Below are 26,400 nucleotides of genomic sequence, written 5' to 3' on the forward strand. Positions count from 1 at the left end.
AATCATATACAATAAAGATATGCGCCGATGTCGTCCGAGCATGACAAGTCTTCGAGAAAAAGGGAAAAAGGAGCGAGCGCCCATGGAGAAGCATCCCGCCGAAATGTATAAGGATCATTTGCGGCCTTTTTTGTACAGTAAACTTGAAGAGTTCAAAATTCTTGGATACGATGATGTTGAACACGAGAGTTTATGGTCATACCTAATACATAAAAAGTGGAAACAGAAAACGGAAATGCCGCTGTATGAATTGGCCGGCGATATTTTATCAGTTAAAATTGGCGATTTTATGAACTATGCAACCGTTGAAGCTTTTAAGTCGTCTAATTGGCTGGAAAGCGATGAAGGTCAGGAAGCTTTGGATGAACTGCTGAGATAATGATTTGACGGCATAGGTTTAAGGAGGAAATACATAATGAAAAAAGGACGCTTGATTGCGTTTTTCCTGATTGTATTATTAATCGGCACAGGGCTGGGGTATTTTACAAAACCGGCTGCCAATAATATTACGTTAGGATTGGATTTACGCGGCGGGTTTGAAGTACTGTACGACGTGCAGCCTGTCAAAAAAGGCGATAAAATCACAAAAGACGTGCTCGTCAGCACGGTGCAGGCGCTGAACCGCCGGGCTAACGTTCTCGGCGTAAGCGAGCCGAACATTCAGATTGAAGGGAACAACCGCATCCGCGTACAGCTGGCGGGCGTCACGAATCAGAACAGGGCGCGCGAAATTCTGTCAACGGAAGCGCAGCTCTCATTCAGGGACACGAATGATAAAGAGCTTTTAAACGGCTCTGATCTCGTGGAAAACGGCGCGAAGCAAACTTTTGATCCGACAACGAACGAACCGATTGTCAGCGTGAAACTGAAGGATGCGGACAAGTTCGGAGAAGTGACGAAAAAGGTCAAGAAAATGGCGCCTAATAATCAGCTCGTCATCTGGCTCGATTATCAAAAAGGCGATTCATTTAAAAAAGAAGTCGGCAAAAAACATCCGAAATATGTATCCGCTCCGAATGTGAGCCAGGAATTAAATACAAAGGATGTCACGATTGAAGGCCAGTTCACCGTTCAAAAAGCAAAGGACTTGGCCAATATTTTAAACGCGGGTGCACTGCCTGTGAAACTGACCGAAAAATACTCTACTTCAGTAGGGGCACAATTCGGACAGCAGGCTTTACATGATACGGTCGAGGCCGGCATCATCGGGATTGCAATTGTTTTCTTATTTATGCTGCTTTATTACAGACTGCCGGGACTCATAGCGGTCATTACGCTTTCTGTATACGTGTATATTACGCTGCAAGTGTTTGACTGGATGCAGGCTGTGCTGACTTTGCCGGGTATTGCGGCGCTCATTTTGGGTGTCGGGATGGCGGTTGATGCCAACATTATCACCTATGAACGGATAAAAGAAGAGCTGAAACTCGGCAAATCCGTCCGCTCGGCTTTCCGTTCAGGGAACAGACGGTCATTTGCGACGATCTTCGATGCGAATATCACAACGATCATCGCAGCGGTCGTGCTCTTTATTTTCGGGACAAGCTCTGTAAAAGGGTTTGCGACGATGCTGATCTTGTCAATACTGACAAGCTTTATTACAGCGGTCTTCCTTTCAAGATTCCTGCTCGCCCTTCTTGTGGAAAGCAGATGGCTTGACCGGAAAAAAGGCTGGTTCGGCGTCAAGAAAAAACATATTATGGACATCCAGAAAACAGATGAAAATACTGAACCGCATACGGCATTCCAGAAATGGGATTTCACGAGCAAACGAAAATACTTCTTTATTTTCTCAAGCGCTGTAACCGTTGCGGGAATTATCATCTTGCTGGTCTTTAAGCTCAACCTGGGAATCGATTTTGCAAGCGGTGCGCGGATTGACGTGCAGAGCAATCATGCCTTGACGGCGCAGCAGGTTGAAAAAGACTTTGACTCTCTCGGCATGGATCCGGAAAACATCGTGCTCTCGGGTAAAGAGAACCATGTTGCCGCAGCCCGGTTTGTCGGAGAGCCATCTAAAGAAAAGATCGCTGAAATCAAAACGTACTTTAAGGATAAATACGGAGCTGAACCGAATGTCAGCACGGTATCGCCGACAGTCGGAAAAGAACTGGCCCGTAATGCCTTATATGCCGTGGCGATTGCATCAATTGGCATCATTATTTACGTATCAATACGTTTTGAGTATAGAATGGCTGTCGCCGCAATTGTATCCCTGCTGTATGACGCTTTCTTTATCATCGCGTTTTTCAGCATTACAAGGCTGGAGGTCGATGTCACCTTTATCGCCGCTATTCTCACCATTATCGGTTACTCGATAAATGATACGATCGTTACATTTGACCGGATACGCGAGCAGATGAAAAAACGCAAGCCAAAGTCATTTGCCGATCTGGAACACATTGTGAATCTGAGCTTGCAGCAAACCTTTACACGCTCGATTAATACGGTCTTGACCGTTGTGATTGTAGTCGTCGTGCTGCTTATTTTAGGCTCATCGTCAATTACGAACTTCTCAGTCGCCTTATTGGTCGGTTTATTGACGGGTGTTTATTCTTCTCTTTACATCGCCTCGCAGCTGTGGCTTGTATGGAAAGGAAAAGAATTTAAAGGGAAAAAATCAATCGAAGAGTAAAATGGGAACAGGCTGTCTTGCAGAAGGCAGCCTGTTTTTTAGGCTGCGTTGAACTTAAAACCTGCATTTGCTATAATGACATACGCTTACATAATCAATCATCATTGTAAAAACATGTAGGAGGGTTCTTATGAATGTTCGTGAGTCGGAACTTCCGGGCATCGGCCAGAAAGTCGAAATCATTACGAAAAATCATGATAAAATCAGTATTATTCTCCATGATGACGGCAGAAGAGAGCTCTATTACTTCGATGAGAAAGACCATGACGAATGCTTGGCATCCGTTGAATTTAACGATGAAGAGGCGAGGCAGATTTCCGCTATTTTAGGCGGGATGACGTATAAGCCGAAAACGCTGGAATCTGTGGAAGTTGCACTTGATGATCTCGTTATTGAATGGTTTAAAGCCGAATCTCGCGCACCGGCTGTCAGCCGCACAATCGGAGATTTGGATATCAAGAAGCATTACAACGTCCAGATTATTGCGATCGTAAAGAAAAACCGGCAAAAACAGCTGAGTCCCGGCATTGATACTGTGATTGAAGAAGGGGACACCCTCGTCTTATCCGGGGAAAGAAGCGGATTGAAAAGGCTGGTCCGTGAGCAGTTAACGGCCCGGATTTCCTGAGACCGGAGTTTAATCCCTGGAAAATGAGGGAAAAGATAAGAATTAATAATTGGGGGCTGACGTATGAATAAACAATGGACTATTATATTCGCTTTACTATTTACTCTGATTGTCGCCATTTTTGCTGTCATTAACGTGCGGGCGGTTGAGGTTGATTATCTGTTCGGCACCGCTGAATGGCCGCTGATTTTAGTCATTTTAGGCTCTGTGTTAATGGGAGCGCTGATCGTATTTTCAGCCGGTATATTTCAAGTGATGAAGCTGAAGCGGGAAATTAAAATGCTGCGGAAAGAAAACAGATCCGCTGCTGAATTGCCGGCTGATCCGGACGGCAGAAAACCGGCCGCACTGCCGGAAGAAATACTGGAAGAGAAAAAAGGATCAGAATAACATTTGAAACCCCTCAGTCCGCTCTAGTATAATAGGGTGGTTGAGGGGTGAATTTATGTTAGCGTCAAAAATGCGCTGGGAAATCCAGCAGCCGGATCAGGAAAAGGTCAAATCACTCACAGAACAATTGGACATAACACCTCTTGTGGCATCGCTGCTTGTAAAAAGAGGTTTTGATACTGCCGAAAGCGCAAGGCATTTTTTACATACAAAGGATGCAGACTTTTATGACCCGTATGAATTAAAAGGAATGCGGGAAGCAGTTGATCGGATAAAGCTGGCGGTTTCTCAAGGGGAACCGATTATGATTTACGGAGATTACGATGCAGACGGCGTTACAAGCACATCAGTGATGCTGACGGCACTCAGACAGCTGTCAGCAAACGTTGACTTTTATATTCCCGACCGTTTCACAGAAGGCTACGGCCCGAATGAACAAGCTTTCCGCTCCATAAAAGAGCGGGGTTTTTCGCTTATCATTACAGTGGATACGGGCATCGCCGCCGTTCATGAAGCTGAAGTCGCAAAAGAGCTGGACCTAGACGTCATTATTACCGACCACCATGAGCCGGGACCCGAGCTTCCCGACGTATTTGCGATCATCCACCCGAAGCAGCCGGGCTGCAGCTATCCGTTTAAAGAATTGGCCGGCGTCGGTGTGGCGTTTAAGCTTGCTCACGCGCTTACGGGTTCTTTGCCGGAAGCTATGCTGGACTTAGCGGCCATCGGTACGGTTGCGGATCTGGTGCCGCTGCATGATGAAAACAGATTAATTGCGTCACTTGGGATCGAAAAGCTTCGGACGACAAATCGGCCGGGTCTCAAAGCTCTGATTAAGCTTTCCGGCGGGGATATCGGACAAGCTGATGAGGAAACGATCGGGTTTCAGGTTGCACCGAGGCTGAATGCCGTCGGAAGAATAGAACAGGCTGATCCCGCCGTGCACCTGCTGATGACCGAAGACCAGTTTGAAGCGGAGGAATTGGCTTCGGATATTGACCGGCTGAATAAGGAACGCCAGAAAATGGTGAAAACCATGACCGAAGAGGCTGTTGAAATGGTTCAGCAGCAAGACGGAAACCCGTCTGCCATTGTAGTGGCAAAAGCCGGCTGGAACCCGGGGGTTGTCGGGATTGTCGCATCGAAGCTCGCTGAACGTTTTTATCGCCCCGCTGTCGTGCTGGGGATAGATGAGGAGCAGGGAATCGCCAAAGGATCGGCGCGAAGCATCAGGGGTTTCAACCTTTTTACGAGCCTTTCACAGTGCAGAGACATTCTTCCTCATTTCGGCGGGCATCCGATGGCCGCGGGAATGACGTTAAAGGCTGAAGATGTGCCGGATTTAAGAGACAGGCTGAATCAATTGGCTGAAGAAACCCTTACGGAAGAGGATTTTATCCCGATTCAGGAGGTTGATCTTGTCTGCGGCGTCGAAGACATAACCGTTGAAAGCATTACAGAATTGAATATGCTCTCGCCGTTCGGCATGCTTAACCCTAAACCGCATGTCATGGTGGAAAACGCCGTGCTTGATGAAGTGCGCCTGATCGGAGCGAATAAAAATCACGTGAAAATGACGGTGAAAAATGATGCTGCCGTTCTCGATTGCGTCGGCTTTAACAAAGGAGAGCTGGAAGCCGGAATTGTCCCCGGATCAGCGATTTCCATTGTCGGCGAAATGTCCATTAATGAATGGAACAACAGAAAGAAACCCCAGCTGATGATTAAAGACGCTGCGGTGCTGGAATGGCAGCTTTTTGATATCAGAGGCAAGCGGACGTGGGAAGATACGGTTGCTGCGCTGCCGAAGGAAAAACGGGTGCTCATCAGTTTTAACGAAAAAACTGTCCGAAAACTTCGTGGCGAAGAGCTGCCGGACGAGCTGGTTCAGATCACGTCGGAATCCGAGGCGGAGGCTCTTCCGCTTGACGGAAAGTATGCCGTCTTTCTGGATGTGCCGCCGTCAGAGGAGCGGCTCAAGCGTTTGCTTGACGGCAAGAAGCCGGAACGGATTTATTTTGTTTTTATCAATCATGAAGAACATTTTCTGTCCTCATTTCCATCGCGGAGTGATTTCAAGTGGTTTTACGCATTTCTCTTGAAAAGGGGCAATTTTGACTTAAGTAAGCATGGTTCGGAGCTTGCGAGACACAAAGGATGGTCAATTGACACAATCAATTTCATGACAAAGGTGTTTTTTGATCTCGGTTTTGTTAAAATAGAAGATGGTGTGCTGTCTGTCGTGAGCGGCGCGAAAAAACGCGACCTCGCAGATTCGCAAACCTACCAGGTAAAACAGCAGCTGATGGAATTAGACCAGAAGCTCAATTATTCCGCGGCCCATGAGCTGAAGGAATGGCTGAATAAGCTGATGAACCAAGGTTCAGAGGCTTATGAAAGTACGAGGAGGACATAGAACAGATGGATCTTAAAAAATACGTAACAATTGTGCCCGATTACCCGAAAGAAGGCGTACAATTTAAAGATATTACGACATTGATGGACAAAGGCGACGTATACCGTTACGCCACTGACCAAATTGTTGAATATGCAAAAGAAAAAGAAATTGACTTAGTTGTCGGACCTGAAGCGCGCGGCTTTATTATCGGCTGTCCGGTTGCATACGCTCTCGGAGTCGGTTTTGCGCCGGTTCGGAAAGAAGGAAAACTTCCGCGTGAAGTCATTAAAGTCGATTACGGTTTGGAGTACGGAAAAGACGTACTGACGATTCATAAAGATGCGATCCTGCCGGGACAGCGCGTGCTGATTACTGATGACTTGCTTGCAACAGGCGGCACGATCGAAGCAACGATTAAGCTTGTCGAAGAACTGGGCGGCGTCGTAGCCGGTATTGCGTTTTTAATCGAGCTTTCTTACCTTGACGGCAGAGACAAGCTTGACGATTACGATATTTTAACATTAATGAAATATTAACCGCATATGGAAAAAAGCACTCGAGTCAGGGTGCTTTTTTCCTATTATTTCATCATCCTGACAGATTCTTTAGGTGTTTTGAACTTCTGCCCTTTACATCTCTCGTTTTTTTCTTGATAATAAACTAATACAGTTTACATTTAAAAAAGGTGATTCCATGGCGAACGAACAAGTATTGACTGCCGAGCAAGTAATAGATAAAGCGCGCACGTATCTGCCGGAGGAGCAGATTGCGTTTGTTGAGAAAGCTTACCTGTATGCGCAAGACGCGCATCGCGAACAGTACCGCAAATCAGGTGAGCCGTACATCATTCATCCGATTCAGGTGGCGGGAATCCTCGTCGATCTGGAAATGGACCCTTCCACGATTGCGGGCGGTTTTCTGCATGATGTGGTGGAAGACACGGATGTCACCCTCGATGACCTGAAGGAAGCATTCTCTGAAGAAGTGGCGATGCTTGTCGACGGTGTAACGAAGCTCGGTAAAATTAAGTATAAATCTCAAGAAGAGCAGCAGGCGGAAAACCACCGAAAAATGTTTGTCGCTATGGCTCAGGATATCAGAGTCATATTGATCAAGCTGGCGGATCGCCTTCATAATATGCGGACGTTAAAGCATCTTCCGCAGGAAAAGCAGCGGAGAATTTCAAATGAGACGCTGGAAATTTTCGCTCCGCTGGCACATCGGCTCGGGATTTCGAAAATTAAATGGGAGCTTGAAGATACCGCTCTCCGTTATTTGAATCCTCAGCAATACTACAGAATCGTCAACCTCATGAAGAAAAAGCGCGCGGAACGCGAACTTTATGTCGAAGAGGTTGTCAATGAAGTCAAAAAACGCGTCGAAGAAGTGAATATCAAAGCGGACTTTTCAGGCCGTCCGAAGCATATCTACAGTATTTACCGCAAGATGGCGCTGCAAAATAAACAGTTCAATGAAATATATGATCTGCTCGCCGTCCGTATTCTTGTCGGAAGCATTAAAGACTGCTACGCCGTACTCGGCATTATTCATACGTGCTGGAAGCCGATGCCGGGCAGATTCAAGGATTATATTGCGATGCCTAAGCCGAATATGTATCAGTCCCTGCATACGACCGTAATCGGGCCTAAGGGTGATCCGCTGGAAGTGCAGATCAGAACATTTGAGATGCATGAGATCGCTGAATACGGGGTAGCCGCGCACTGGGCATATAAAGAAGGCAAGGCTGCAAACGAAGAAGCGACATTTGAGAAAAAACTGTCCTGGTTCCGCGAAATTCTGGAATTCCAAAACGAGTCTACCGACGCGGAAGAATTTATGGAATCGCTGAAAATCGATCTGTTTTCTGACATGGTATACGTATTTACGCCAAAAGGCGATGTCATTGAACTGCCGTCAGGCTCTGTGCCGATTGATTTTTCCTACAGGATTCACTCGGAAATCGGCAATAAAACAATCGGAGCGAAAGTGAACGGGAAAATGGTGACGCTTGACCATAAGCTCCGGACGGGCGACATCGTTGAAATCCTGACGTCCAAGCATTCGTACGGACCGAGCCAAGACTGGGTCAAACTCGCTCAGACGTCGCAGGCCAAACACAAAATCCGCCAGTTCTTTAAGAAACAGCGCCGTGAAGAAAACGTCGAAAAAGGCCGTGAACTTGTCGAGAAAGAAATTAAAAATCTTGATTTTGAAGTGAAGGATGTTTTAACGCTCGAAAACCTTCAAAAGGTTGCCGACAAGTTTAATTTCTCAAATGAAGAGGATATGTACGCGGCTGTCGGGTATAACGGCATTACCGCTTTGCAGGTGGCCAACAGGCTCACTGAAAAAGAACGGAAGCAGCGTGATCAGGAAGAGCAGGAAAAAATCGTTCAGGAAGTCGCTTCCGAGCCGAAACAGTATCCGCAAGGAAGAAAACGGGAAGCGGGTGTGCGCGTGAAAGGCATCGACAACCTTCTCGTCCGTTTGTCGAAATGCTGCAATCCCGTGCCCGGAGACCATATTGTCGGTTTTATTACAAAAGGCCGCGGTGTATCCGTTCACCGTGATGACTGTCCGAATGTAAAAACGAATGAAGCGCAGGAACGTCTGATCCCTGTTGAATGGGAACATGAATCACAGGTTCAAAGACGCAAAGAATATAACGTTGAGATTGAGATTTTGGGGTATGACCGTCTCGGGCTGTTAAATGAAGTACTCCAGGCCGTAAATGAAACGAAAACCAACATTTCGTCTGTATCCGGCAAATCCGACCGCAATAAAGTCGCTACGATTCATATGGCGATTTTTATTCAAAACATCAATCATCTGCATAAAGTGGTCGAGCGGATTAAGCAGATCAGAGACATCTATTCAGTCCGACGGGTTATGAACTAAAAGGAGCTTGCTATGAAATTAGTTGTTCAGCGTGTAACAGAAGCGAGTGTGACGGTTGACGGCGCTGTCGCCGGCCGGATCGGACCCGGTATTATGGCGCTTGTCGGCGTCACTCATGAAGATACAGAGGAAGATGCCGCTTACTTGGCGGATAAAATCGTGAATCTCCGGATTTTTGAGGACGAAAGCGGCAAGATGAATTTATCGCTTTTAGATACGGGCGGAGAGATTTTATCAGTTTCCCAGTTTACGCTTTACGGCGAAACAAAGAAAGGGAGACGCCCGAATTTTATGAATGCGGCCAAACCGGATCAGGCTCTGCTCCTTTATGAAAAGTGGAACGAACTTCTTCGGGAAAAAGGAGTCAAAGTTGAAACGGGAATATTCGGGGCCATGATGGATGTTCAGCTGACGAATTCCGGGCCCGTTACATTGATTATGGATTCTAAACAATAAAAAAAGCTGCCGTTCGGCAGCTTTTTTTATGATTGAAAATAATGTTCCAATCCGCTTTCAATTCCGTCTGTCACTTTTTCCTGGTAAGAGCCGCTATGTATGATTGTTTCTTCTTGCGGTTGACTGAGATAGCCGAGCTCATACAGCAGGGCAGGCCGTTTATTTTCCCTCAGGACGTAATAATCTCCAAACAGAACGCCGCGATCAGGAATAGGTGAACGCTTCGCTACTTCAGAATGGACGTCTGAGGCAAGCTGACGGTCCTTAGACGGACTGTAATAATAAGCCGTGCTTCCTCTTGTTGACGTATCGGCATAGCTGTCATAGTGGATGCTGATAAAGGCATCCGCATTCCGGTAATGGGACGTTGAAACCCTGGCCTGCAGGCTGATAAATGTATCATCCTGCCTTGTGATATACACGTTTGCCCCGGCGGCTCTCAATTTTCCGGCTAACAGCTTAGCTGTTTTAATCGTTACGTTTTTTTCAAACTTTCCGGAGTAGCCGATCGTTCCGCTGTCTTTTCCTCCGTGTCCGGGATCAACGACGATCGTTTTGTTTTTGAGCGATCCGCTGCCGCCTGACGTGTTGGGAGAAGGTGCTTCTCCTGTTTCTTCACCGCTTTTTGACGTTTGCACGACCCAGTTTGCCACATATGCCGTTTGTCCGTTTTCCAGCCGGACTTCATACCACTTGCCGCTTGAACCGACAATCGGATAGGCTGCGCCTTTATCCGCTCTTTTTACGATAGAAGCGGAAGTCGAGGCTGAGCTCCTTAGGTTGGTGCCGCCGTAAACGATATACGCTTTTTTCGAGGAGCCTGAGCCCTCAGAGCCGTCTCCCGATTCGGACGGGGTGTCCGATGAGTCGGAATCCTTTATGATGTAGTGGCTTGCTGCCCAGCCTTTTTGCCCGTTTGCTTCAATTTTCAGCCAGCCGTGGTCTTCGCTTAAGATGGAAACCTTTGCTCCGCGTGATAATTTAGTGATAATCGCTGAATCATGTGACGCTGCACTTCTGACATTCAATGAAGAAACGCCTACCGTCCCGTTCTTTGAACCGTTTTGGGATGAAGTTGCTTTCGTATCCGATCCGCCGCTGTCTGCGGTGACGTATTCGGAAGAAACCCACCCGCTTGTGCCTTGATAAGAAATATTCACCCAGCCGCTGTTCTTGTCCAGCACAGAAGCATGTGCGCCTTGCGGAAGTTTGCCGATGACTTCATATGATGTCCCCGGGCCTTTTCTGATGCGGAGATCAGGGTCGTTGGAAGTGACCGTTCCGCTTGTGGCGGATGAATGGTCTGCTCCTCCGGCTGTTTTTGATATCAGCCAGGAAACGACCCATCCGGTCTTACCGGGACTCAGCTGGAGCTGTACCCAGTCTCCCTCTTCTTTTGTGATCGGGTATCTTTCCCCTTTTTTCACTTCAGCCTTTATTCCATAGCTCAGGCCGGGACCGCCTCTGACATTGATCTTGTCTGTCGCGATAACCGCTTCTCCCTCAGCGGCGATTGCGGTATGAAATGACGGAAGAAGTGCCGTGATGATGACGCCGCATAAAATAAGAGCAAGAGTTTTCTTATTCATGGCTGTCCTCCTTTCTGAACTAACTAAAATACATTCTTGTATAATATCGTATTTTCCTTGTTGAATGTTAAATAAAAATAAAATGGTTTGTTTATACTAGTTGTAAATACAGCGAAAAGGTGTGCAAATCATGAAATATCAACCAAAAATGGGACGCGCGCTGCACGATGCGGAAGGAAATCTGCACTTCAGTGATCAGAGCGATAAAGAGAAGGCGGGTTTTCTTGAAGAGACGGCGACGGAGTTCGGTCTTTTATCGAAAGATGCAGTCGCAAGGAAAAACAGACGGAATAAAACTTGACAGGGGAGTGCAATCCCATTATTATAATAGAAATTGATGTACATAAGTCAAAATAACGATTTTGAACCGATAATGGAGAAGAGTAGGTCAGAATGCATGGAGAAGAGAGGAACCGTCCCGGGCTGAAAGCGGATCCGCACTGCATCTTTCTCGAAACAACACTCCGGAGGTTCCCTGCTGAACGCTTTTGCGAGTCATTAGGCAGCGGACGTGAACCTGCGTTAACGGTCAGAGCGGGGATGCTTCAGCATTCCAACTAGGGTGGCACCACGGGTATAACTCTCGTCCCTACTATACATGTATAGTAGGAGCGGGAGTTTTTTTATTTGAAGAAAGACATTAAGGAGGCCTGTTACATGGCATATCACATTCCAAGAGGCACACAGGATATACTGCCGGGTGAATCAGACAGATGGCAGTTCGTCGAACAAATTATGAGAGAGACGTGCCGCACTTATCAATATAAAGAAATCCGCACGCCGATTTTCGAGCATACGGAATTGTTCGCAAGAGGCGTCGGTGAGTCTACAGATATCGTGCAGAAAGAAATGTACACGTTCGAAGACCGTAAAGGGAGAAGCCTGACGCTTCGGCCGGAAGGAACAGCCGCTGCAGTCCGCGCGTTCAATGAAAATAAATTATTTGCGAACCCGGTGCAGCCGACGAAGCTGTATTATGTCGGACCGATGTTCCGTTATGAACGTCCGCAGACGGGACGCTTCCGCCAATTCTATCAATTCGGAATTGAAGCGATCGGCTCCAAAGATCCGGCTGTGGATGCAGAAGTCATTGCGCTTGCGATGAGCATTTACCGTAAAGCCGGTTTGAAAAATGTCAAGCTTGTGCTGAACAGCCTCGGTGACCAGGAGAGCCGCAAAGCCTACCGTGAAGCACTCGTCAAACATTTTGAACCGCGCATCGGAGAATTTTGCTCAGACTGCCAGTCGCGCCTGCACACAAACCCGCTCAGAATTCTTGATTGCAAGAAAGACAGAGAACATGAACTGATGAAATCGGCACCGTCCATTCTTGATTACTTAAATGAAGAATCAGCCGCTTATTTTGAGAAAGTCAAACAATACTTAAACGATCTCGGCATCCCGTTTGAAATTGATCCGAACCTTGTCAGAGGGCTTGATTACTACAATCATACCGCTTTTGAAATCATGAGCAACGCGGAAGGTTTCGGAGCGATTACAACACTTGCCGGAGGGGGCCGCTATGACGGGCTTGTTGAACAGATCGGCGGACCTGAAGCGCCGGGTATCGGATTTGCGATGAGCATCGAACGTCTGCTGGCAGCCATTGACGCTGAGAAAGCAGAGCTTCCCGTCAACCAGGGGATTGACTGCTATATCGTGACGCTAGGAGAAAAAGCGAAGGATTATTCCGTATCCCTCGTGTACAAACTGAGAGAAGCGGGCATCTCAAGTGAAATTGATTATGAAAACAAAAAAATGAAGGGCCAATTCAAAACGGCTGACCGTCTCGGCGCACGCTTTATTGCGATTTTAGGGGAAGATGAACTTGCCCAAAATAAAATCAATGTAAAAGATGCGGAAACAGGCGAGCAGCGTGAAGTGGTGTTAGACGAGCTGATACAAGTGTTAAAGGCAGATCAAAAGCAGTGAAGGAGAGGAACGCTATGTTTGGAAGAACATATTATTGTGGCGAGATAACTGAAAAAGCGATTGGCGAAACCGTCAAACTGAAAGGATGGGTGCAGAAACGGCGCGATCTCGGCGGCTTGATTTTCATTGATTTGCGCGACCGTTCGGGTATTGTGCAAGTTGTGTTCAATCCTGACGTCTCGAAAGAAGCCCTTGCCGCGGCAGAAGCAATCAGAAACGAATATGTGCTTGATATCGAAGGCACGGTTTCTGCCCGTGAAGAAGGCACGGTGAACCCTAACCTGAAAACCGGTAAAATTGAAATTAAAGCCGAAGCAGTGACGGTACTCAGCACGGCGAAAACGCCGCCGTTTCCGATCAGTGACCAGGCGGCTGACGTTTCTGAAGACGTCCGGTTAAAACACCGCTATTTGGATTTGCGCCGCCCGGCGATGTTTCAAACATTGCAAATGCGCCATCAAGTCACAAAATCCATCCGCCATTTCTTGGATGAAAACGGATTTCTTGATATTGAAACCCCGATTTTAACGAAAAGCTCTCCGGAAGGCGCCCGTGACTACTTGGTGCCGAGCCGGGTGCATGAAGGGGAATTTTACGCTCTTCCGCAATCGCCGCAGATTTTTAAACAGCTTCTGATGGTATCTGGCTTTGAGCGGTATTATCAAGTGGCCCGCTGTTTCCGCGATGAAGACCTGCGTGCCGACCGCCAGCCGGAATTTACGCAGATTGATATCGAAATGTCCTTTATGAGTCAAGAAGACATCATGGCTCTGGCGGAAAAGATGATGGCGAAAGTCGTGCTCGAAACAAAAGGCGTCGAAGTATCGCTGCCGCTTCCGCGAATGACATATGAAGAAGCGATGAACAGCTACGGTTCCGACAAGCCTGACACCCGCTTCGGCATGCTGCTGACGGACGTATCAGACATTGTGAAAGATACTGAATTTAAGGTGTTCTCATCAGCTGTAGCCAACGGCGGTGTTGTAAAAGCGATCAATGTTAAAGGAGCTGCCGGCGACTACTCCAGAAAAGATATTGATGCGCTCGGCGTTTTTGCCGGAAATTACGGCGCGAAAGGTCTCGCTTGGGTCAAAGTTGAAGCTGACGGCGTAAAAGGCCCGATTGCGAAATTCTTTAATGATGAGAAGCAGGCAAAACTGGCTGAAGCGCTGGATGCTTCTGAAGGCGATCTGCTCCTGTTCGGCGCTGATAAGTTTGAGGTTGTGGCTCAATCCCTCGGTGCGCTGCGCTTAAAGCTCGGTAAAGAACGCGGCCTGATTGACGAAAGCCTCTTCAACTTCCTGTGGGTTGTGGACTGGCCGTTACTGGAGCATGACGAGGAAGAAGGCCGTTTCTATGCGGCTCACCATCCGTTTACTATGCCTGTCCGTGAAGACCTTGATCTGATTGAAACAGCGCCTGAAGATATGAAAGCGCAGGCTTACGACCTCGTCTTAAACGGTTATGAACTCGGCGGAGGCTCCATCCGGATTTTTGAAAAAGACGTTCAGGAAAAAATGTTCGGGCTTCTCGGCTTTACACAAGAAGAAGCGGAGGCGGAGTTCGGATACCTTCTTGAAGCCTTTGAATACGGCGCTCCTCCGCACGGCGGAATCGCGCTCGGTCTGGACCGTATCGTTATGCTTCTTGCAGGCCGTACAAACTTAAGAGATACGATCGCTTTCCCGAAAACGGCAAGCGCAAGCTGCCTTCTTACGGAAGCGCCCGGCGAAGTGAGCGACGCCCAGCTTGAAGAACTTCACCTTTCTGTCAAAAGAAAAGTGAAACAGTAAAGATCAGCAGTTTGTTTCTTGAAAATCAAAATCTGCTGTGATATGATTTTGACAAGTTAAATAAAGTCCTGATGTGTTAGTTGTACACCTAGTTTTGACCGAACATTTTTTTGCTTTGGGAGCCCGTATTTTTAAATGGCGTACATGCCTCTTTTCATTCGGTAAAGAGGACTTACAAGATTTGAAAAAGGGCACCCACCTGCTGAGAGCGGGTTCAAAACGAAGGAAAGCTGCAACGGCACAATTGGGACTTTATTTTTTGTGCGCTGAAACCAGCGGCTTTTTGACAAGCCGAGTTTATAAAACCAGAATGTGGAGTGAGGTTCTTGTTACATCAGTTTTCCAGAAATGAGCTAGCGATTGGAAAAGAAGGGCTGGACACGTTAAAAAACAGCACGGTGGCCGTTCTCGGCGTCGGCGGAGTCGGTTCATTCGCAGCCGAAGCACTGGCGAGGTCCGGAGTGGGACGGATCGTCCTTGTCGATAAAGATGATGTTGACATTACAAACGTAAACCGCCAGCTGCATGCGCTCTTGTCGACGGTGGGACAGCCGAAAACGGACTTGATGAAAGCGCGGATCGCGGATATTAATCCGGATTGCGATGTCGTCGCCTTAAAAATGTTTTATACAGAAGAGACATATGAGCAGTTCTTTGAGTATCCGCTCGATTACGTCATTGACGCGTCGGATACGATTCATTATAAAATTCATCTGATGAAAGAATGTCTGAAAAGGGATGTTCCGCTGATTTCGAGCATGGGAGCGGCGAATAAAACAGACCCGACACGCTTTCAGATTGCTGATATTTCAAAAACCCATACTGATCCGATTGCCAAAGTCGTCCGCACAAGGCTTCGTAAAGAGGGCATCAAAAAAGGCGTACAGGTCATTTTTTCTGATGAAAGCCCGATCGTCATCCGTGAAGACGTCAGAAAAGAAGTCGGGAATGATGAAGCGAAAATCCGCAAAGCGCAAATGCCGCCGTCTTCCAACGCCTGGGTTCCGTCAGTGGCCGGTCTGATTATGGGCGGACATGTCGTGATGGAGCTCTTAAAGGACATCAAGATTAAACGGGTTAAAGATAAATAAAAAGAAAAACAGCCTTCTTTAAGAAAGGCTGTTTTTTATTTGAATCCGCCGCTTGTACGGACGGTTTGGCATGTATCAAACAAAAAAGACAAGAACACATGGGGTGTCCTTGCCCGGTTATTTTTTCTTCATCAGTTTTTCATATACTTGCTTTATGGCGGCTTCAAATTTCCCCGTTTGTTTCGGTTTATAGTATTGTTTGTTTTTTAACGGATCGGGCAAGTATTGCTGTTCGACCCATCCGTTCTCGAAATCATGAGGATATTGATAGCCGATCCCGCGTCCGAGTTCTTGGGCCCCTTTATAGTGGGCGTCTTTTAAATGTTTCGGCACATCACCGATTTTACCCGCTCTGATATCATTAAGCGCCTCATCAACGGCTGAGATGGCGGAGTTTGATTTTGGCGAGAGGCATAATTCGATGACCGCATTGGCCAGCGGAATTCTCGCTTCCGGAAAGCCGATCCGTTCTGCGGTCTGAATCGCGCTCAGCACCCGGGGGCCTGCCTGCGGGCTTGCGAGGCCGATATCCTCATAGGCGATCACGAGAAGTCTTCTTGATATGCTTTCAAGGTCGCCGGCTTCGATCAGACGGGCCAAATAATGAAGGGCGGCGTTTGCGTCAGAGCCCCGGATTGATTTTTGGAACGCGGATAACACGTCATAATGCGCATCTCCGTCTTTATCATGGGTATAGCTTTTTTTCTGCAGACATTCCTCCGCTGTTTCCCGTGTAATCCGGATCGTGCCGTCGCTTGCTTCCTTTGTGGAAAGCACGGCAAGCTCCAGCGCGTTTAAAGCGGAGCGGACGTCTCCTCCGCACCCTTGCGCGAAATGATCCATCGCGTCGTCGTCCACCGAAACGCTGTAAGAACCGAGTCCGCGGTGTTCATCTGTAAGCGCTCTTTTCAATGCCTGCTTGATCAGATCGGGTGTTAACGGTTCGAGCTCGAATATCTGGGTTCGGCTTCTGATGGCCGGGTTAATGGCATGATAAGGATTGGCAGTCGTCGCGCCGATTAAAATAATCATGCCGTTTTCTAAATAGGGCAGCAGAAAATCCTGTTTCCCCTTATCAAGCCTGTGCACTTCATCAAGGATTAAAATGACCTGGCCTGACATTTTCGCTTCCTGTACGACAATCTCCATGTCTTTTTTATTATGAATGACGGCATTCAATTTCCTGAATGCGATGCTTGTCGATCCTGCGATCGCCGTGGCGATGGACGTTTTTCCGATGCCCGGCGGACCGTACAGGATCATGGAGGATAAGTGCTTTGCACGCACCATTCTGCCGATGATTTTATCTTCTTTGACCAGGTGTTCCTGGCCGATAATGTCTTCGATATTGGCAGGCCGCATCCGATACGCCAGTGGTTTCATGAACATCTCTCCTTACATATACAGGGTAACGGAAAACGGACGATTAGAAAAGCGAATTGCGGCAGGCCCCGTGTTTCAATGAAAATTAGGATAAGTTATGTTATAATAACAGTTGGTCTATAAGATACTAAACAGATTATTCATATCCATTTACTTGTATAAATTAACAATTAGAATTGACTGGGGTGTTCATATTGAAAATATCGACAAAGGGAAGATACGGGCTCACCATTATGATCGAATTGGCGAAAAAGCACGGAGACGGTCCGACGTCGCTCAAAAGCATCGCCCAAACAAACAGCCTTTCTGAGCATTACTTGGAACAGCTTGTATCACCGCTCAGAAACGCCGGACTCGTAAAAAGCATCAGAGGCGCTTACGGGGGTTATGTGCTCGGCGGGCAGCCTGAAGAGATCACGGCCGGAGATATTATCAGAGTGCTGGAAGGACCGATCAGCCCGGTGGAAGTTCTTGAGGATGAAGAGCCTGCCAAGCGGGAGCTATGGATCCGCATCCGCGACGCCGTAAAAGACGTGCTGGACAGCACGACGTTAGAAGACCTTGCGAGCTACACGGACGGCGAGCAGGAAGCTTATATGTTCTATATTTAAACCAGAGGTGTAAAAAACAATGGAACGGATTTATTTAGATCACGCCGCGACTTCCCCGATGGATGAGCGTGTGCTTGAAAAAATGAAGCCGCATTTCTTCGGCAGCTTCGGCAACCCGTCAAGCATCCATTCATTCGGAAGAGAGTCCCGGAAATGGGTCGACGAAGCGAGAGCGGACATCGCCCGAGAAATCAGTGCGAAAGAACAGGAAATCATTTTCACAAGCGGCGGCACGGAGGCTGATAATTTAGCGATTTTCGGAACGGCTGCTGCGCGGAAGAATGAAGGGAAGCATATCATTACGACCGCTGTTGAGCATCATGCCGTACTGCACGCTTGCGAAAAGCTGGAAGAAGACGGTTTTGAGGTGACATACCTCAACCCCGGCCCATCAGGACGGATCAGTGCAAATCAGGTGAAAGAAGCGCTCCGTGATGATACAATCCTTGTTACCGTCATGTATGGCAATAACGAAGTCGGAACCATTCAGCCGATTGACGAAATCGGAGAGCTGTTAAGCGGGCATCAGGCCTATTTTCACACAGATGCCGTCCAGGCATTCGGTTATATGCCGATTGACGTGAAAAAAAGCAGAATTGACATGCTGTCTGTTTCCGGTCACAAGCTTAACGGGCCAAAAGGGACAGGCTTTTTATATGTAAATCAAGAGGTGAAGCTGTCACCGATTCTTTTCGGGGGAGAGCAGGAACGAAAGCGCCGCGCGGGGACGGAAAATGTACCGGGCATCGCCGGCTTAAAAGAAGCGGTCGTTCTTTCAAACCGTGAGCGGGAAGAGAAAACAGCGAAGTTTAAGGAGTTTAAAAACATCATCATGAGCACGCTGGAAAAAGCCGGCGTGACAGCGGAGGTGAACGGAGATGCCGAGAACTGCCTGCCTCATATTTTAAATCTTTACTTTCCCGGTGTGCCGGTGGAAGCGCTGCTGGTCAATCTTGACATGGAGGGCGTTGCTGTCTCCAGCGGATCTGCGTGTACGGCGGGATCCGTTCTTCCGTCCCATGTGCTTACGGCCATGTTCGGAAGTGAAAGCGGCAGACTGACCTCGTCAATCCGTCTCAGCTTCGGCCTCGGCAATACGGCGGAACAAATCGAAACAGCTGCCGAAAAGCTTGCCGACGTCGTTAAACGGCTTGCTTAAAACGGCGGACTTACGTTTTAATGGAGTGAATGCAAATGGAAAAACGGCCGGAGAATACAAGAGTCGTAGTCGGCATGTCCGGCGGAGTGGACTCTTCTGTGGCGGCCCTTCTGCTGAAGGAGCAGGGCTACGATGTAATCGGAATTTTTATGAAAAACTGGGATGATACGGACGAAAACGGTTTTTGCACGGCGACTGAAGATTATGAAGACGTCATCCGGGTCTGCAACCAAATCGGAATTCCGTATTATGCCGTCAATTTTGAAAAGCAATATTGGGAAAAGGTATTTCAGTATTTCCTTGATGAATATAAAGCCGGAAGAACCCCTAATCCGGATGTCATGTGCAATAAAGAAATTAAGTTTAAGGCTTTCTTGGATCATGCTTTATCACTCGGCGCGGATTACCTTGCGACGGGCCATTACGCCCGCGTGGACAGAAGCGCAGGTACAGTGCGCATGCTTCGCGGTCTGGATGAAAACAAGGACCAGACTTATTTTCTGAATCAGCTCAATCAGGAACAGCTCAGCAAAGTCATGTTCCCGATCGGTGATCTGCAGAAAAGCCGCGTGCGGGAAATCGCCAAAGAAGCGGAACTTGCGACAGCTGCGAAAAAAGACAGCACGGGAATCTGCTTTATCGGCGAACGCAACTTCAAAACGTTTCTCAGCCAATATCTCCCTGCTCAGCCGGGCGATATGATGACAATGGACGGAGAAGTAAAAGGGCGTCATGACGGACTGATGTATTATACGATCGGACAGCGCCACGGTCTTGGAATCGGCGGAAGCGGCGAGCCGTGGTTCGCAGTCGGCAAAGATCTCGAGAAAAACATTCTGTATGTCGATCAGGGATTCCACAATCCGCTTCTGTATTCCGATAAAATCACGGCGACAAATATCAGCTGGACGCGTCCTGGTCTGATGGACGGCGGCGAAATGACATGCACGGCGAAATTCCGCTATCGTCAGGAAGATCACAAAGTAACGGTGAAAATGACGGGTGCCGATGAAGCGGAAATCATTTTCGACGGGCAGGTCCGCGCCGTAACGCCGGGACAAGCCGTTGTTTTTTATGACGGAGAAGAGTGCCTCGGCGGCGGAACGATAGATGACGTTTATAAAGACGGAACAAAATTGTGGTACGTATAACACATGTAAAAAACCTCAACTCGCATGTTGGGGTTTTTTAGCGAAAGGAAGTTAAAAATGGATTATAATAAAATCGGAATTGATGCCATGCAGGAGGGCGATTTTGAAAAAGCGGCAGAGGCTTTTACGAAAGCGATTGAGGAAAACGGCCAAGATCCGGTGCCGTACATCAACTTCGCAAATCTGCTTTCTTCAGTGAACGAACTTGAACGCGCGCTTGCATTTTACAACAGAGCGCTTGAATTGGACAATTCAGCGGCAGCCGCTTATTACGGAGCGGGAAATGTATACGTGATGAAGGAATCGTTTTCCGAGGCGAAGGATATGTTTGAAAAAGCGCTTCGCTCCGGAATGGAAAACGGAGACTTGTTTTATATGCTCGGAACCGTTCTCGTCAAATTAGAGCAGCCGAAGCTTGCGCTGCCGTATTTGCAGCGGGCCGTTGAATTAAACGAAAATGACACGGAAGCGCGCTTCCAGTTCGGAATGTGTCTCGCAAACGAAGAAATGCTGGATGAAGCATTGGTGCAGTTTGAGACGGTGATTGAACAGGACCCAAACCATGCAGACGCATTTTATAATGCCGGGGTCGCTTACGCTTACAAAGAAAATCGTGAAAAGGCGCTTGAGATGCTTGAAGGCGCAATCGGCATACAGCCTGATCATATGCTCGCACTTCATGCGAAACAGCTTATCACTCAGTCATAACAAAAGGAGGGAAGGCTCGTGGATCAGCTGAACATCGAGGAACAGCCGTATGTAAAAGGCGTCATTCATACGGTCATTTACCACAATGACACCAACCTGTATACAGTGCTGAAAGTCAAGGTTGCAGAAACGTCTGAGGCGATCGAAGACAAGGTCGTATCCGTAACGGGCTACTTCCCTCTGCTGCAAGAAGATGAGACTTACACATTTTACGGAAAAACCGCCACACACCCCAAGTTCGGCCTGCAATTTCAGGCTGAACACTTTAAAAAAGAAATTCCGACCACAAAAGAAGGGATCATTCATTATTTATCAAGTGATCTGTTTGAAGGAATCGGGAAAAAAACGGCGGAAGAAATCGTCAAAAAGCTTGGAGACGGCGCGCTCAATAAAATTCTGGCTGATGCATCGGTGCTTTATGATGTGCCGAAAATGTCAAAAAAGAAAGCGGACAAACTGGCGGGAGAGCTGCAGCGGCATCAGGGGCTGGAGCAGATTATGATCTCTCTGAACCAATACGGTTTCGGGCCCCAGCTATCCATGAAAATTTATCAGGCTTACGAAACGGAAACCCTGGAGAAAATTCAGGAAAATCCTTATCAGCTTGTAAAGGACGTGGAAGGCATCGGTTTTGTGAAAGCCGACGAGCTGGGCGGGAAAATGGGGCTGTCAGGAAACCACCCGGAGCGGGTCAAAGCGGCTATCTTATATACGATCGAATCAACCTGTCTTTCAGAAGGCCATACGTACATAGAGACAAAGCAGCTGATTATCAATACGCAAACGCTTCTGAATCAGTCAGCTGAAGGCGGCCGCGTCACGGAAATGGATGCGGCCGACGGCATCATCGCCCTCGGGGAGAGTAAGGACATCGTCATAGAAGGAGAACGCTGCTATTTTCCGTCCTTGTTTTACGCGGAACAAAACGTCGCAAAACGCGTGCTCGACATTGCGGCCCAGACGGAGTATGCCGATCAGTTTCCTGAATCGGAATTTCTTCTTGCGCTCGGTGAACTGGAAGAACGGATGAACGTTCAATACGCTCCGAGTCAAAAGGATGCGATTCAAAAAGCGCTGTCCTCGCCGATGCTTTTACTGACCGGGGGACCGGGCACGGGAAAAACGACCGTTATCAAAGGCATCGTGGAATTGTACAGTGAACTGCACGGAGTATCGCTTGACCCTGGTGATTATAAAAAAGATGAAGCCTTTCCGGTGCTGCTTGCCGCGCCGACCGGAAGAGCCGCAAAGCGAATGAGCGAATCTACGGGTCTGCCGGCTGTTACGATTCACAGGCTGCTCGGCTGGAATGGCGCTGAAGGCTTTACCTACAATGAAGATCAGCCGATTGAAGGGAAACTGATTATTATAGACGAAGCGAGTATGCTCGATATTTGGCTCGCCAGCCATTTGTTTAAGGCGCTCCCTAAGCACATTCAGCTTATCGTCGTCGGTGATGAAGACCAGCTTCCTTCCGTAGGTCCCGGGCAGGTGCTGAGAGACCTTTTGGCTTCTGAGGTGCTGCCGACCGTGCGTCTGACAGATATTTACCGTCAGGCTGAAGGGTCATCCATCGTTGAACTTGCGCATGATATGAAAAAGGGACTGCTTCCCAAGGGGCTGACCGCGCCGACAAAGGACCGCTCGTTTATCCGCTGTAATTCTTCACAAATTAAAGAAGTCGTGGATCAAGTCGTCTCGAATGCGCTGAAAAAGGGATATACTTCCAAAGACATTCAAGTGCTCGCGCCGATGTACAGGGGAAAAGCGGGAATTAACGAACTGAACGTGCTTCTTCAAGACATCATGAATCCGCCGAAAGAAAAAAGGCGGGAGCTGAAATTCGGAGATGTCGTCTACAGGACGGGCGATAAAATATTACAGCTTGTCAACCAGCCGGAAAACAATGTGTTTAACGGAGATATCGGCGAAATCGTGTCTATCTTTTATGCCAAAGAAAATACGGAAAAAGAAGACATGGTCGTCGTCTCGTTTGACGGGAACGAAATCACCTTTACGAAAAAGGATTTCAGCCAGTTTACCCATGCTTACTGCTGTTCTATTCATAAGTCGCAGGGCAGCGAATTTCCGATTGTCGTCCTGCCTGTCGTTAAAGGCTATTATCGAATGCTCAGGAGAAATCTCCTTTATACCGCGATTACAAGAGCCAAAAAATTTCTGATTCTTTGCGGAGAAGAAGAAGCGCTTGAATGGGGCGTCAAAAACAATGATGCCACCGTCAGACAGACGTCACTTAAAAACAGGCTCACAGAGCAGACTGAAGAGATGGATGCAGAACTGGCCGCCCTGCAAAAAGAGCTGCCGTTCAGTGTATACGATGCAAATATCGGAATGGAAGGCATCACGCCTTTTGACTTTATGGAAGAAAAAGCGTAAATAAAACCCGGCGTATGTTCATGCGCCGGGTTTTCGCCTGTGGAAGTCATTTCAAAGTATGGCGCCCGGCTTCTTGGCAAAACCTATACGTGTTCAACAAAAGGTGGTTGATCACACTTTGAGAACATGCCATGCAGCTGAAGGACGAACCGTATATGACGAACACACCCGGCGCAGCCTGGGGATGATATCGGATGTGTGTTTCTCTCTTGACGGCCGGTTTCTCGGTTTCGTGCTTGAGCAGAAACGCCTGTTTCACAACCGCCATCTTTTTTTAGCAGCCAGTGATATAAAAGAGATGGAACAAGAAGCCGTAGCTGCCGCCGGAGCTCACTTGCAGCCTTTGCCGAAGAGCTGTTTCACCTTTGAACAGATTAAGATGCAGCCGGTGAAATCGCCTGATGGTGAAATGTTCGGTTTGCTGGAAGATGTATACTTTTGTTTGGACAAGGGCATAATCGTAGCATATGAACTCTCGGACGGCTTCTTTTCAGATCTGGCAGGCAGACGCCAAGTGCGGCGCGCTGCCGATACGCTTATTGAAGCGGGGAAAGACGGCATCGTCCTGAACGGATAAGAGGTGTAGTCTGTGCTTGTATGTCCGAACTGCAAAAGTAAAGATATCGGCAAAATCGGCGTAAACCAATACTATTGCTGGGGCTGCTTCATAGAGCTGACGGTGGCCAAAGGCAAAATTGCGACACATCAAGTAGAGGAAGACGGCACGTTAAGCAGTCTTGATGATTTGTTTTCTGAAGACGAACGCAGTATCAATTTTTAATGTTGAAAGGAGATACGCGCGATGGGCAGAACAATGACCTCTCTATTGGCTTTAGGAGCTGGAGCCGTTATGTATCGTATGGCTTCTCAGTCCGATATGCTGAATAAAAAAGGTATGAAACGGATGAGAAGACGAGTTATGAAAATGTTCTAAGCAGAAAAAAGGATACTTCTTCGGAAGTATCCTTTTTACGTTTGTCTCTCTTCCAGCCGCCGGGCTAGAAGAGATAAGCTGTAATTGACCGCAAAATACATCAGGGCCGCCAGCAGAAAAACCGGAAAAAAATAACCCCCGTCAGCGCTTTGTCCGTTTAAAATCTGAGCATTATGAATCAGCTCGGGCAGAGCGATGACCACCGCAAGTGACGTATCCTTTAATAAAGAAATAAATTGGCTCACAATCGGAGGAACCATACGCCTGAGCGCCTGCGGCATGACAACGAGAAAAAGAGTCTGCGTGTAGGTCAGTCCTGAAGAACGCGCCGCTTCAATCTGGCCTTTCTCAACGGATTGCAAACCGCTTCTGATGATTTCTGACAGCATGGCTGATTCAAAAATCGTCAGCGCTGTGATGGCGGCTGCGGTAATTTCCAGTTTGATGCCGATTTCCGGAAGGGCAAAAAACGTAAAGAAAATGATTAATAACAGCGGCAGGTTGCGGATGGTTTCGACAATGGCGGCTATTATGCCAGAGACGGCAGGGATTTTCGCATAGCGCAAAGTGCCGGCGGCAAGCCCGAAAATAAAACTCAGGACAATGGAAATAAGCGCAACATAAAGCGTGATCAAAAAGCCGTTCCATAAAAACAGCAGATGGTCAGGTGTATAGGCGCCGCTAAAATCCATGTTGTTCACTCTCCTTCTTTAATAACTTTTTCCGAGGCGTCTTTCCAAATAGTGAACCCCGATGCTGAGCGGTACCGTTAAAATCAAATAAAAAAGCGCCACAAAGATATAAACATCAAACACGACGAGAGTGCTTGAAGAAACGAGATCGGCCTGATACATCAAATCCAGTCCCGCCACCACGCCGAGAATTGATGAGTTTTTGACAAGGTTGAGAAATTGGTTTCCGAGCGGGGGAATCACGATTTTAACAGCCTGAGGGAGAATCACGTATCTCATTGCCTGACTGTAGGTGAAGCCTGACGATCTGGCCGCTTCCATCTGTCCCTTAGAGACAGTCTGAATTCCGGCTCTTATGGCTTCTGCGATAAAGGCGGACGTATAAATCGTCAGTGCGATCGTCCCGGCCTGAAAGCCGTCCAGTCTCAATCCGGCGTTCGGAAGTCCGAAATAAAAAACGAATGTGATGAGGAGAAGCGGGATGTTCCGGATAAATTCCACATATGCAGTGCCGATCCATTGGAGGGGTTTGAACGTCGTGATTCTCATGACAGCGATCAGAACGCCAAGAGCGAAGCTGCCGGCCAGCGCGATGAAGCTCGCAAGCAGTGTGTGCAGAAAACCGTCCAGGTACATATCGAAGTTTTCCGTTAAGATTGTAAAGTTCATGTTTTTCACTCCTTATAAAACGGGGATGAGCATGTCTGCTCATCCCGCGGTCGATTCTATTTTGCCGGTTCTTCTTTAATCCATTTTTTATAGATTTTTCCGTACCTGCCGTCGGCTTTCATTTTTTTCAAAGAGGCGTTGATTTCTTTGACGAGCCCGGATTGGCCTTTTTTAACGGCGATTCCGTAAGGTTCATCGGTGAATGTGCCGCCTGTCAGCTGATAATGTTTATTTTCATCCGCCATGCCGTATAAAATCGCATTATCCGTTGTGAGCGCATCTCCCTGTCCCGCTTTAAGCGCAGTGAACGCTTCGGCGTAATTTTCAAATTCCAGCACTGAGGCGTCGGGCGCTTTTTCCCTGATGTTCTGTGAGGAAGTGGAGCCTTTTACCGCCAATACTTTTGAGCCTTTTCCAAGGTCTTCGGTGCTTTTGATGCGGCTTCCTTTTTTGACGAGCAGGGACTGCCCGGCTTCAAAATAAACGTCTGAGAAATCAACTTCTTTTTTCCGCTCATCCGTTATCGTCATTGTGGCCGTGATGGCGTCGATATCGCCGTTTTGCAGCATCGGAATTCTCGTTTTTGACGTCACTTCTTTAAACTCCGCTTTTTTCTCATCTCCCAGAATATCTTTTGCAATCTGTTTGGCGATATCAATATCAAACCCTTCGATATCCCCGGAGCTTGGGTTTTTCAGTCCGAATAATCTCGTATCGGTTTTAACGCCGAAGATGATTTTGTCTCTGTCTTTAATAGAAGCTAACGTGTCTTTTCCCGTGCCCTTTGAATCCCCGGACGTTTCTTTCCCTCCGCAGGCGGCCAGCATCAAGACGGCCAGCAGTGAGATCAATCCGAAAGATAACCATTTTGTTACGCGTGACATAA

At 47.7% G+C, this 26,400-nt stretch carries 25 protein-coding genes, 1 other RNA gene and 1 other annotated feature; of the genes, 21 read left to right on the forward strand and 5 right to left on the reverse strand.

Features of this window, described 5'->3' with window-relative positions; genetic code table 11:
• The first annotated feature begins 82 nt into the window (after nucleotides 1-82).
• From ACH32G_RS11380 to dtd, 8 genes are all read left to right on the forward strand, one after another.
• A complete protein-coding gene (locus ACH32G_RS11380; protein ID WP_045926489.1) occupies nucleotides 83-379 on the forward strand; it encodes a post-transcriptional regulator in 297 nt (98 codons plus the stop codon).
• 36 nt (nucleotides 380-415) lie between these two features.
• Complete coding sequence (secDF, locus tag ACH32G_RS11385; RefSeq protein ID WP_448814370.1) at nucleotides 416-2,635, forward strand: protein translocase subunit SecDF; 2,220 nt, start codon at nucleotides 416-418, stop codon at nucleotides 2,633-2,635.
• Between the two features lie 130 nt (nucleotides 2,636-2,765).
• Nucleotides 2,766-3,263, forward strand: a complete 498-nt coding sequence (locus tag ACH32G_RS11390; RefSeq protein ID WP_049627103.1) for a cation:proton antiporter regulatory subunit — start codon at nucleotides 2,766-2,768, stop codon at nucleotides 3,261-3,263.
• 63 nt (nucleotides 3,264-3,326) lie between these two features.
• A complete protein-coding gene (locus ACH32G_RS11395; protein ID WP_099744695.1) occupies nucleotides 3,327-3,653 on the forward strand; it encodes a LapA family protein in 327 nt (108 codons plus the stop codon).
• Between the two features lie 55 nt (nucleotides 3,654-3,708).
• Complete coding sequence (recJ, locus tag ACH32G_RS11400) at nucleotides 3,709-6,069, forward strand: single-stranded-DNA-specific exonuclease RecJ (RefSeq protein WP_448814371.1); 2,361 nt, start codon at nucleotides 3,709-3,711, stop codon at nucleotides 6,067-6,069.
• 5 nt (nucleotides 6,070-6,074) lie between these two features.
• Nucleotides 6,075-6,587 carry an adenine phosphoribosyltransferase gene (locus tag ACH32G_RS11405; protein ID WP_003152714.1) on the forward strand — a complete coding sequence of 171 codons (513 nt, stop codon included), beginning with the start codon at nucleotides 6,075-6,077 and terminating at the stop codon, nucleotides 6,585-6,587.
• A 157-nt stretch (nucleotides 6,588-6,744) separates the two neighbouring features.
• The gene (relA, locus tag ACH32G_RS11410; RefSeq protein ID WP_016938813.1) at nucleotides 6,745-8,949 is read left to right on the forward strand and encodes a GTP diphosphokinase; all 2,205 of its coding nucleotides are present in this window, start codon (nucleotides 6,745-6,747) and stop codon (nucleotides 8,947-8,949) included.
• Nucleotides 8,950-8,961: 12 nt separating this feature from the next.
• Nucleotides 8,962-9,405, forward strand: a complete 444-nt coding sequence (dtd, locus tag ACH32G_RS11415; protein WP_016938814.1) for a D-aminoacyl-tRNA deacylase — start codon at nucleotides 8,962-8,964, stop codon at nucleotides 9,403-9,405.
• A 26-nt stretch (nucleotides 9,406-9,431) separates the two neighbouring features.
• Here dtd and ACH32G_RS11420 read toward each other — a convergent pair whose 3' ends face one another.
• The gene (locus tag ACH32G_RS11420; RefSeq protein WP_016938815.1) at nucleotides 9,432-10,994 is read right to left on the reverse strand and encodes an SH3 domain-containing protein; all 1,563 of its coding nucleotides are present in this window, start codon (nucleotides 10,992-10,994) and stop codon (nucleotides 9,432-9,434) included.
• Between the two features lie 130 nt (nucleotides 10,995-11,124).
• On the opposite strand from ACH32G_RS11420, the gene ACH32G_RS11425 reads away from it, so the two are divergent.
• The 5 genes from ACH32G_RS11425 to ACH32G_RS11445 all read left to right on the forward strand — a co-directional run bounded on the left by ACH32G_RS11425 (nucleotide 11,125) and on the right by ACH32G_RS11445 (nucleotide 15,810).
• Nucleotides 11,125-11,295: a YrzK family protein gene (locus tag ACH32G_RS11425; RefSeq protein ID WP_016938816.1), complete on the forward strand. Its 171-nt coding sequence runs from the start codon at nucleotides 11,125-11,127 to the stop codon at nucleotides 11,293-11,295.
• 60 nt (nucleotides 11,296-11,355) lie between these two features.
• Nucleotides 11,356-11,588: a binding site (T-box leader), on the forward strand.
• A 63-nt stretch (nucleotides 11,589-11,651) separates the two neighbouring features.
• Nucleotides 11,652-12,926 carry a histidine--tRNA ligase gene (hisS, locus tag ACH32G_RS11430; protein ID WP_016938818.1) on the forward strand — a complete coding sequence of 425 codons (1,275 nt, stop codon included), beginning with the start codon at nucleotides 11,652-11,654 and terminating at the stop codon, nucleotides 12,924-12,926.
• 14 nt (nucleotides 12,927-12,940) lie between these two features.
• Nucleotides 12,941-14,719: an aspartate--tRNA ligase gene (gene aspS, locus ACH32G_RS11435; RefSeq protein WP_016938819.1), complete on the forward strand. Its 1,779-nt coding sequence runs from the start codon at nucleotides 12,941-12,943 to the stop codon at nucleotides 14,717-14,719.
• Between the two features lie 62 nt (nucleotides 14,720-14,781).
• Nucleotides 14,782-14,974: non-coding RNA, 6S RNA (gene ssrS, locus ACH32G_RS11440), on the forward strand.
• Nucleotides 14,975-15,045: 71 nt separating this feature from the next.
• Entirely contained in the window at nucleotides 15,046-15,810 is a 765-nt protein-coding gene (locus ACH32G_RS11445; protein WP_016938820.1) for a tRNA threonylcarbamoyladenosine dehydratase, read from the forward strand.
• 117 nt (nucleotides 15,811-15,927) lie between these two features.
• Here ACH32G_RS11445 and ACH32G_RS11450 read toward each other — a convergent pair whose 3' ends face one another.
• Nucleotides 15,928-17,193, reverse strand: coding sequence for a replication-associated recombination protein A (locus tag ACH32G_RS11450; RefSeq protein ID WP_016938821.1), 1,266 nt, complete (start codon nucleotides 17,191-17,193; stop codon nucleotides 15,928-15,930).
• Nucleotides 17,194-17,387: 194 nt separating this feature from the next.
• Between ACH32G_RS11450 and cymR the strand changes: the two genes are divergently transcribed.
• The 8 genes from cymR (at nucleotide 17,388) to ACH32G_RS11490 (ending at nucleotide 24,153) form a co-directional block, all read left to right on the forward strand.
• Nucleotides 17,388-17,804 carry a cysteine metabolism transcriptional regulator CymR gene (gene cymR, locus ACH32G_RS11455; RefSeq protein WP_003152730.1) on the forward strand — a complete coding sequence of 139 codons (417 nt, stop codon included), beginning with the start codon at nucleotides 17,388-17,390 and terminating at the stop codon, nucleotides 17,802-17,804.
• A 19-nt stretch (nucleotides 17,805-17,823) separates the two neighbouring features.
• The gene (locus tag ACH32G_RS11460) at nucleotides 17,824-18,963 is read left to right on the forward strand and encodes a cysteine desulfurase family protein (RefSeq protein WP_016938822.1); all 1,140 of its coding nucleotides are present in this window, start codon (nucleotides 17,824-17,826) and stop codon (nucleotides 18,961-18,963) included.
• A 35-nt stretch (nucleotides 18,964-18,998) separates the two neighbouring features.
• Nucleotides 18,999-20,114 carry a tRNA 2-thiouridine(34) synthase MnmA gene (gene mnmA, locus ACH32G_RS11465; RefSeq protein WP_016938823.1) on the forward strand — a complete coding sequence of 372 codons (1,116 nt, stop codon included), beginning with the start codon at nucleotides 18,999-19,001 and terminating at the stop codon, nucleotides 20,112-20,114.
• An 87-nt stretch (nucleotides 20,115-20,201) separates the two neighbouring features.
• A complete protein-coding gene (locus ACH32G_RS11470; protein ID WP_448814415.1) occupies nucleotides 20,202-20,822 on the forward strand; it encodes a tetratricopeptide repeat protein in 621 nt (206 codons plus the stop codon).
• A gap of 18 nt (nucleotides 20,823-20,840) precedes the next feature.
• On the forward strand, nucleotides 20,841-23,219 hold the full coding sequence (recD2, locus tag ACH32G_RS11475; protein WP_049627096.1) for an SF1B family DNA helicase RecD2: 2,379 nt from the start codon (nucleotides 20,841-20,843) through the stop codon (nucleotides 23,217-23,219).
• A 118-nt stretch (nucleotides 23,220-23,337) separates the two neighbouring features.
• Complete coding sequence (locus ACH32G_RS11480; RefSeq protein WP_016938826.1) at nucleotides 23,338-23,796, forward strand: PRC-barrel domain-containing protein; 459 nt, start codon at nucleotides 23,338-23,340, stop codon at nucleotides 23,794-23,796.
• 12 nt (nucleotides 23,797-23,808) lie between these two features.
• On the forward strand, nucleotides 23,809-24,000 hold the full coding sequence (locus ACH32G_RS11485) for a hypothetical protein (protein ID WP_003152738.1): 192 nt from the start codon (nucleotides 23,809-23,811) through the stop codon (nucleotides 23,998-24,000).
• Between the two features lie 21 nt (nucleotides 24,001-24,021).
• The gene (locus tag ACH32G_RS11490) at nucleotides 24,022-24,153 is read left to right on the forward strand and encodes a YrzQ family protein (protein ID WP_003152741.1); all 132 of its coding nucleotides are present in this window, start codon (nucleotides 24,022-24,024) and stop codon (nucleotides 24,151-24,153) included.
• 35 nt (nucleotides 24,154-24,188) lie between these two features.
• Here ACH32G_RS11490 and ACH32G_RS11495 read toward each other — a convergent pair whose 3' ends face one another.
• Genes ACH32G_RS11495 through ACH32G_RS11505 form a run of 3 tightly spaced genes read right to left on the reverse strand, consistent with a single transcriptional unit; the run spans nucleotide 24,189 to nucleotide 26,398 of the window.
• Nucleotides 24,189-24,845: an amino acid ABC transporter permease gene (locus ACH32G_RS11495; protein WP_448814372.1), complete on the reverse strand. Its 657-nt coding sequence runs from the start codon at nucleotides 24,843-24,845 to the stop codon at nucleotides 24,189-24,191.
• 18 nt (nucleotides 24,846-24,863) lie between these two features.
• Entirely contained in the window at nucleotides 24,864-25,514 is a 651-nt protein-coding gene (locus ACH32G_RS11500; protein WP_326351299.1) for an amino acid ABC transporter permease, read from the reverse strand.
• 56 nt (nucleotides 25,515-25,570) lie between these two features.
• Nucleotides 25,571-26,398, reverse strand: a complete 828-nt coding sequence (locus tag ACH32G_RS11505) for a transporter substrate-binding domain-containing protein (RefSeq protein ID WP_064777712.1) — start codon at nucleotides 26,396-26,398, stop codon at nucleotides 25,571-25,573.
• Nucleotides 26,399-26,400 lie beyond the last annotated feature (2 nt).

The organism is Bacillus sp. CIS52 (assembly GCF_053545315.1).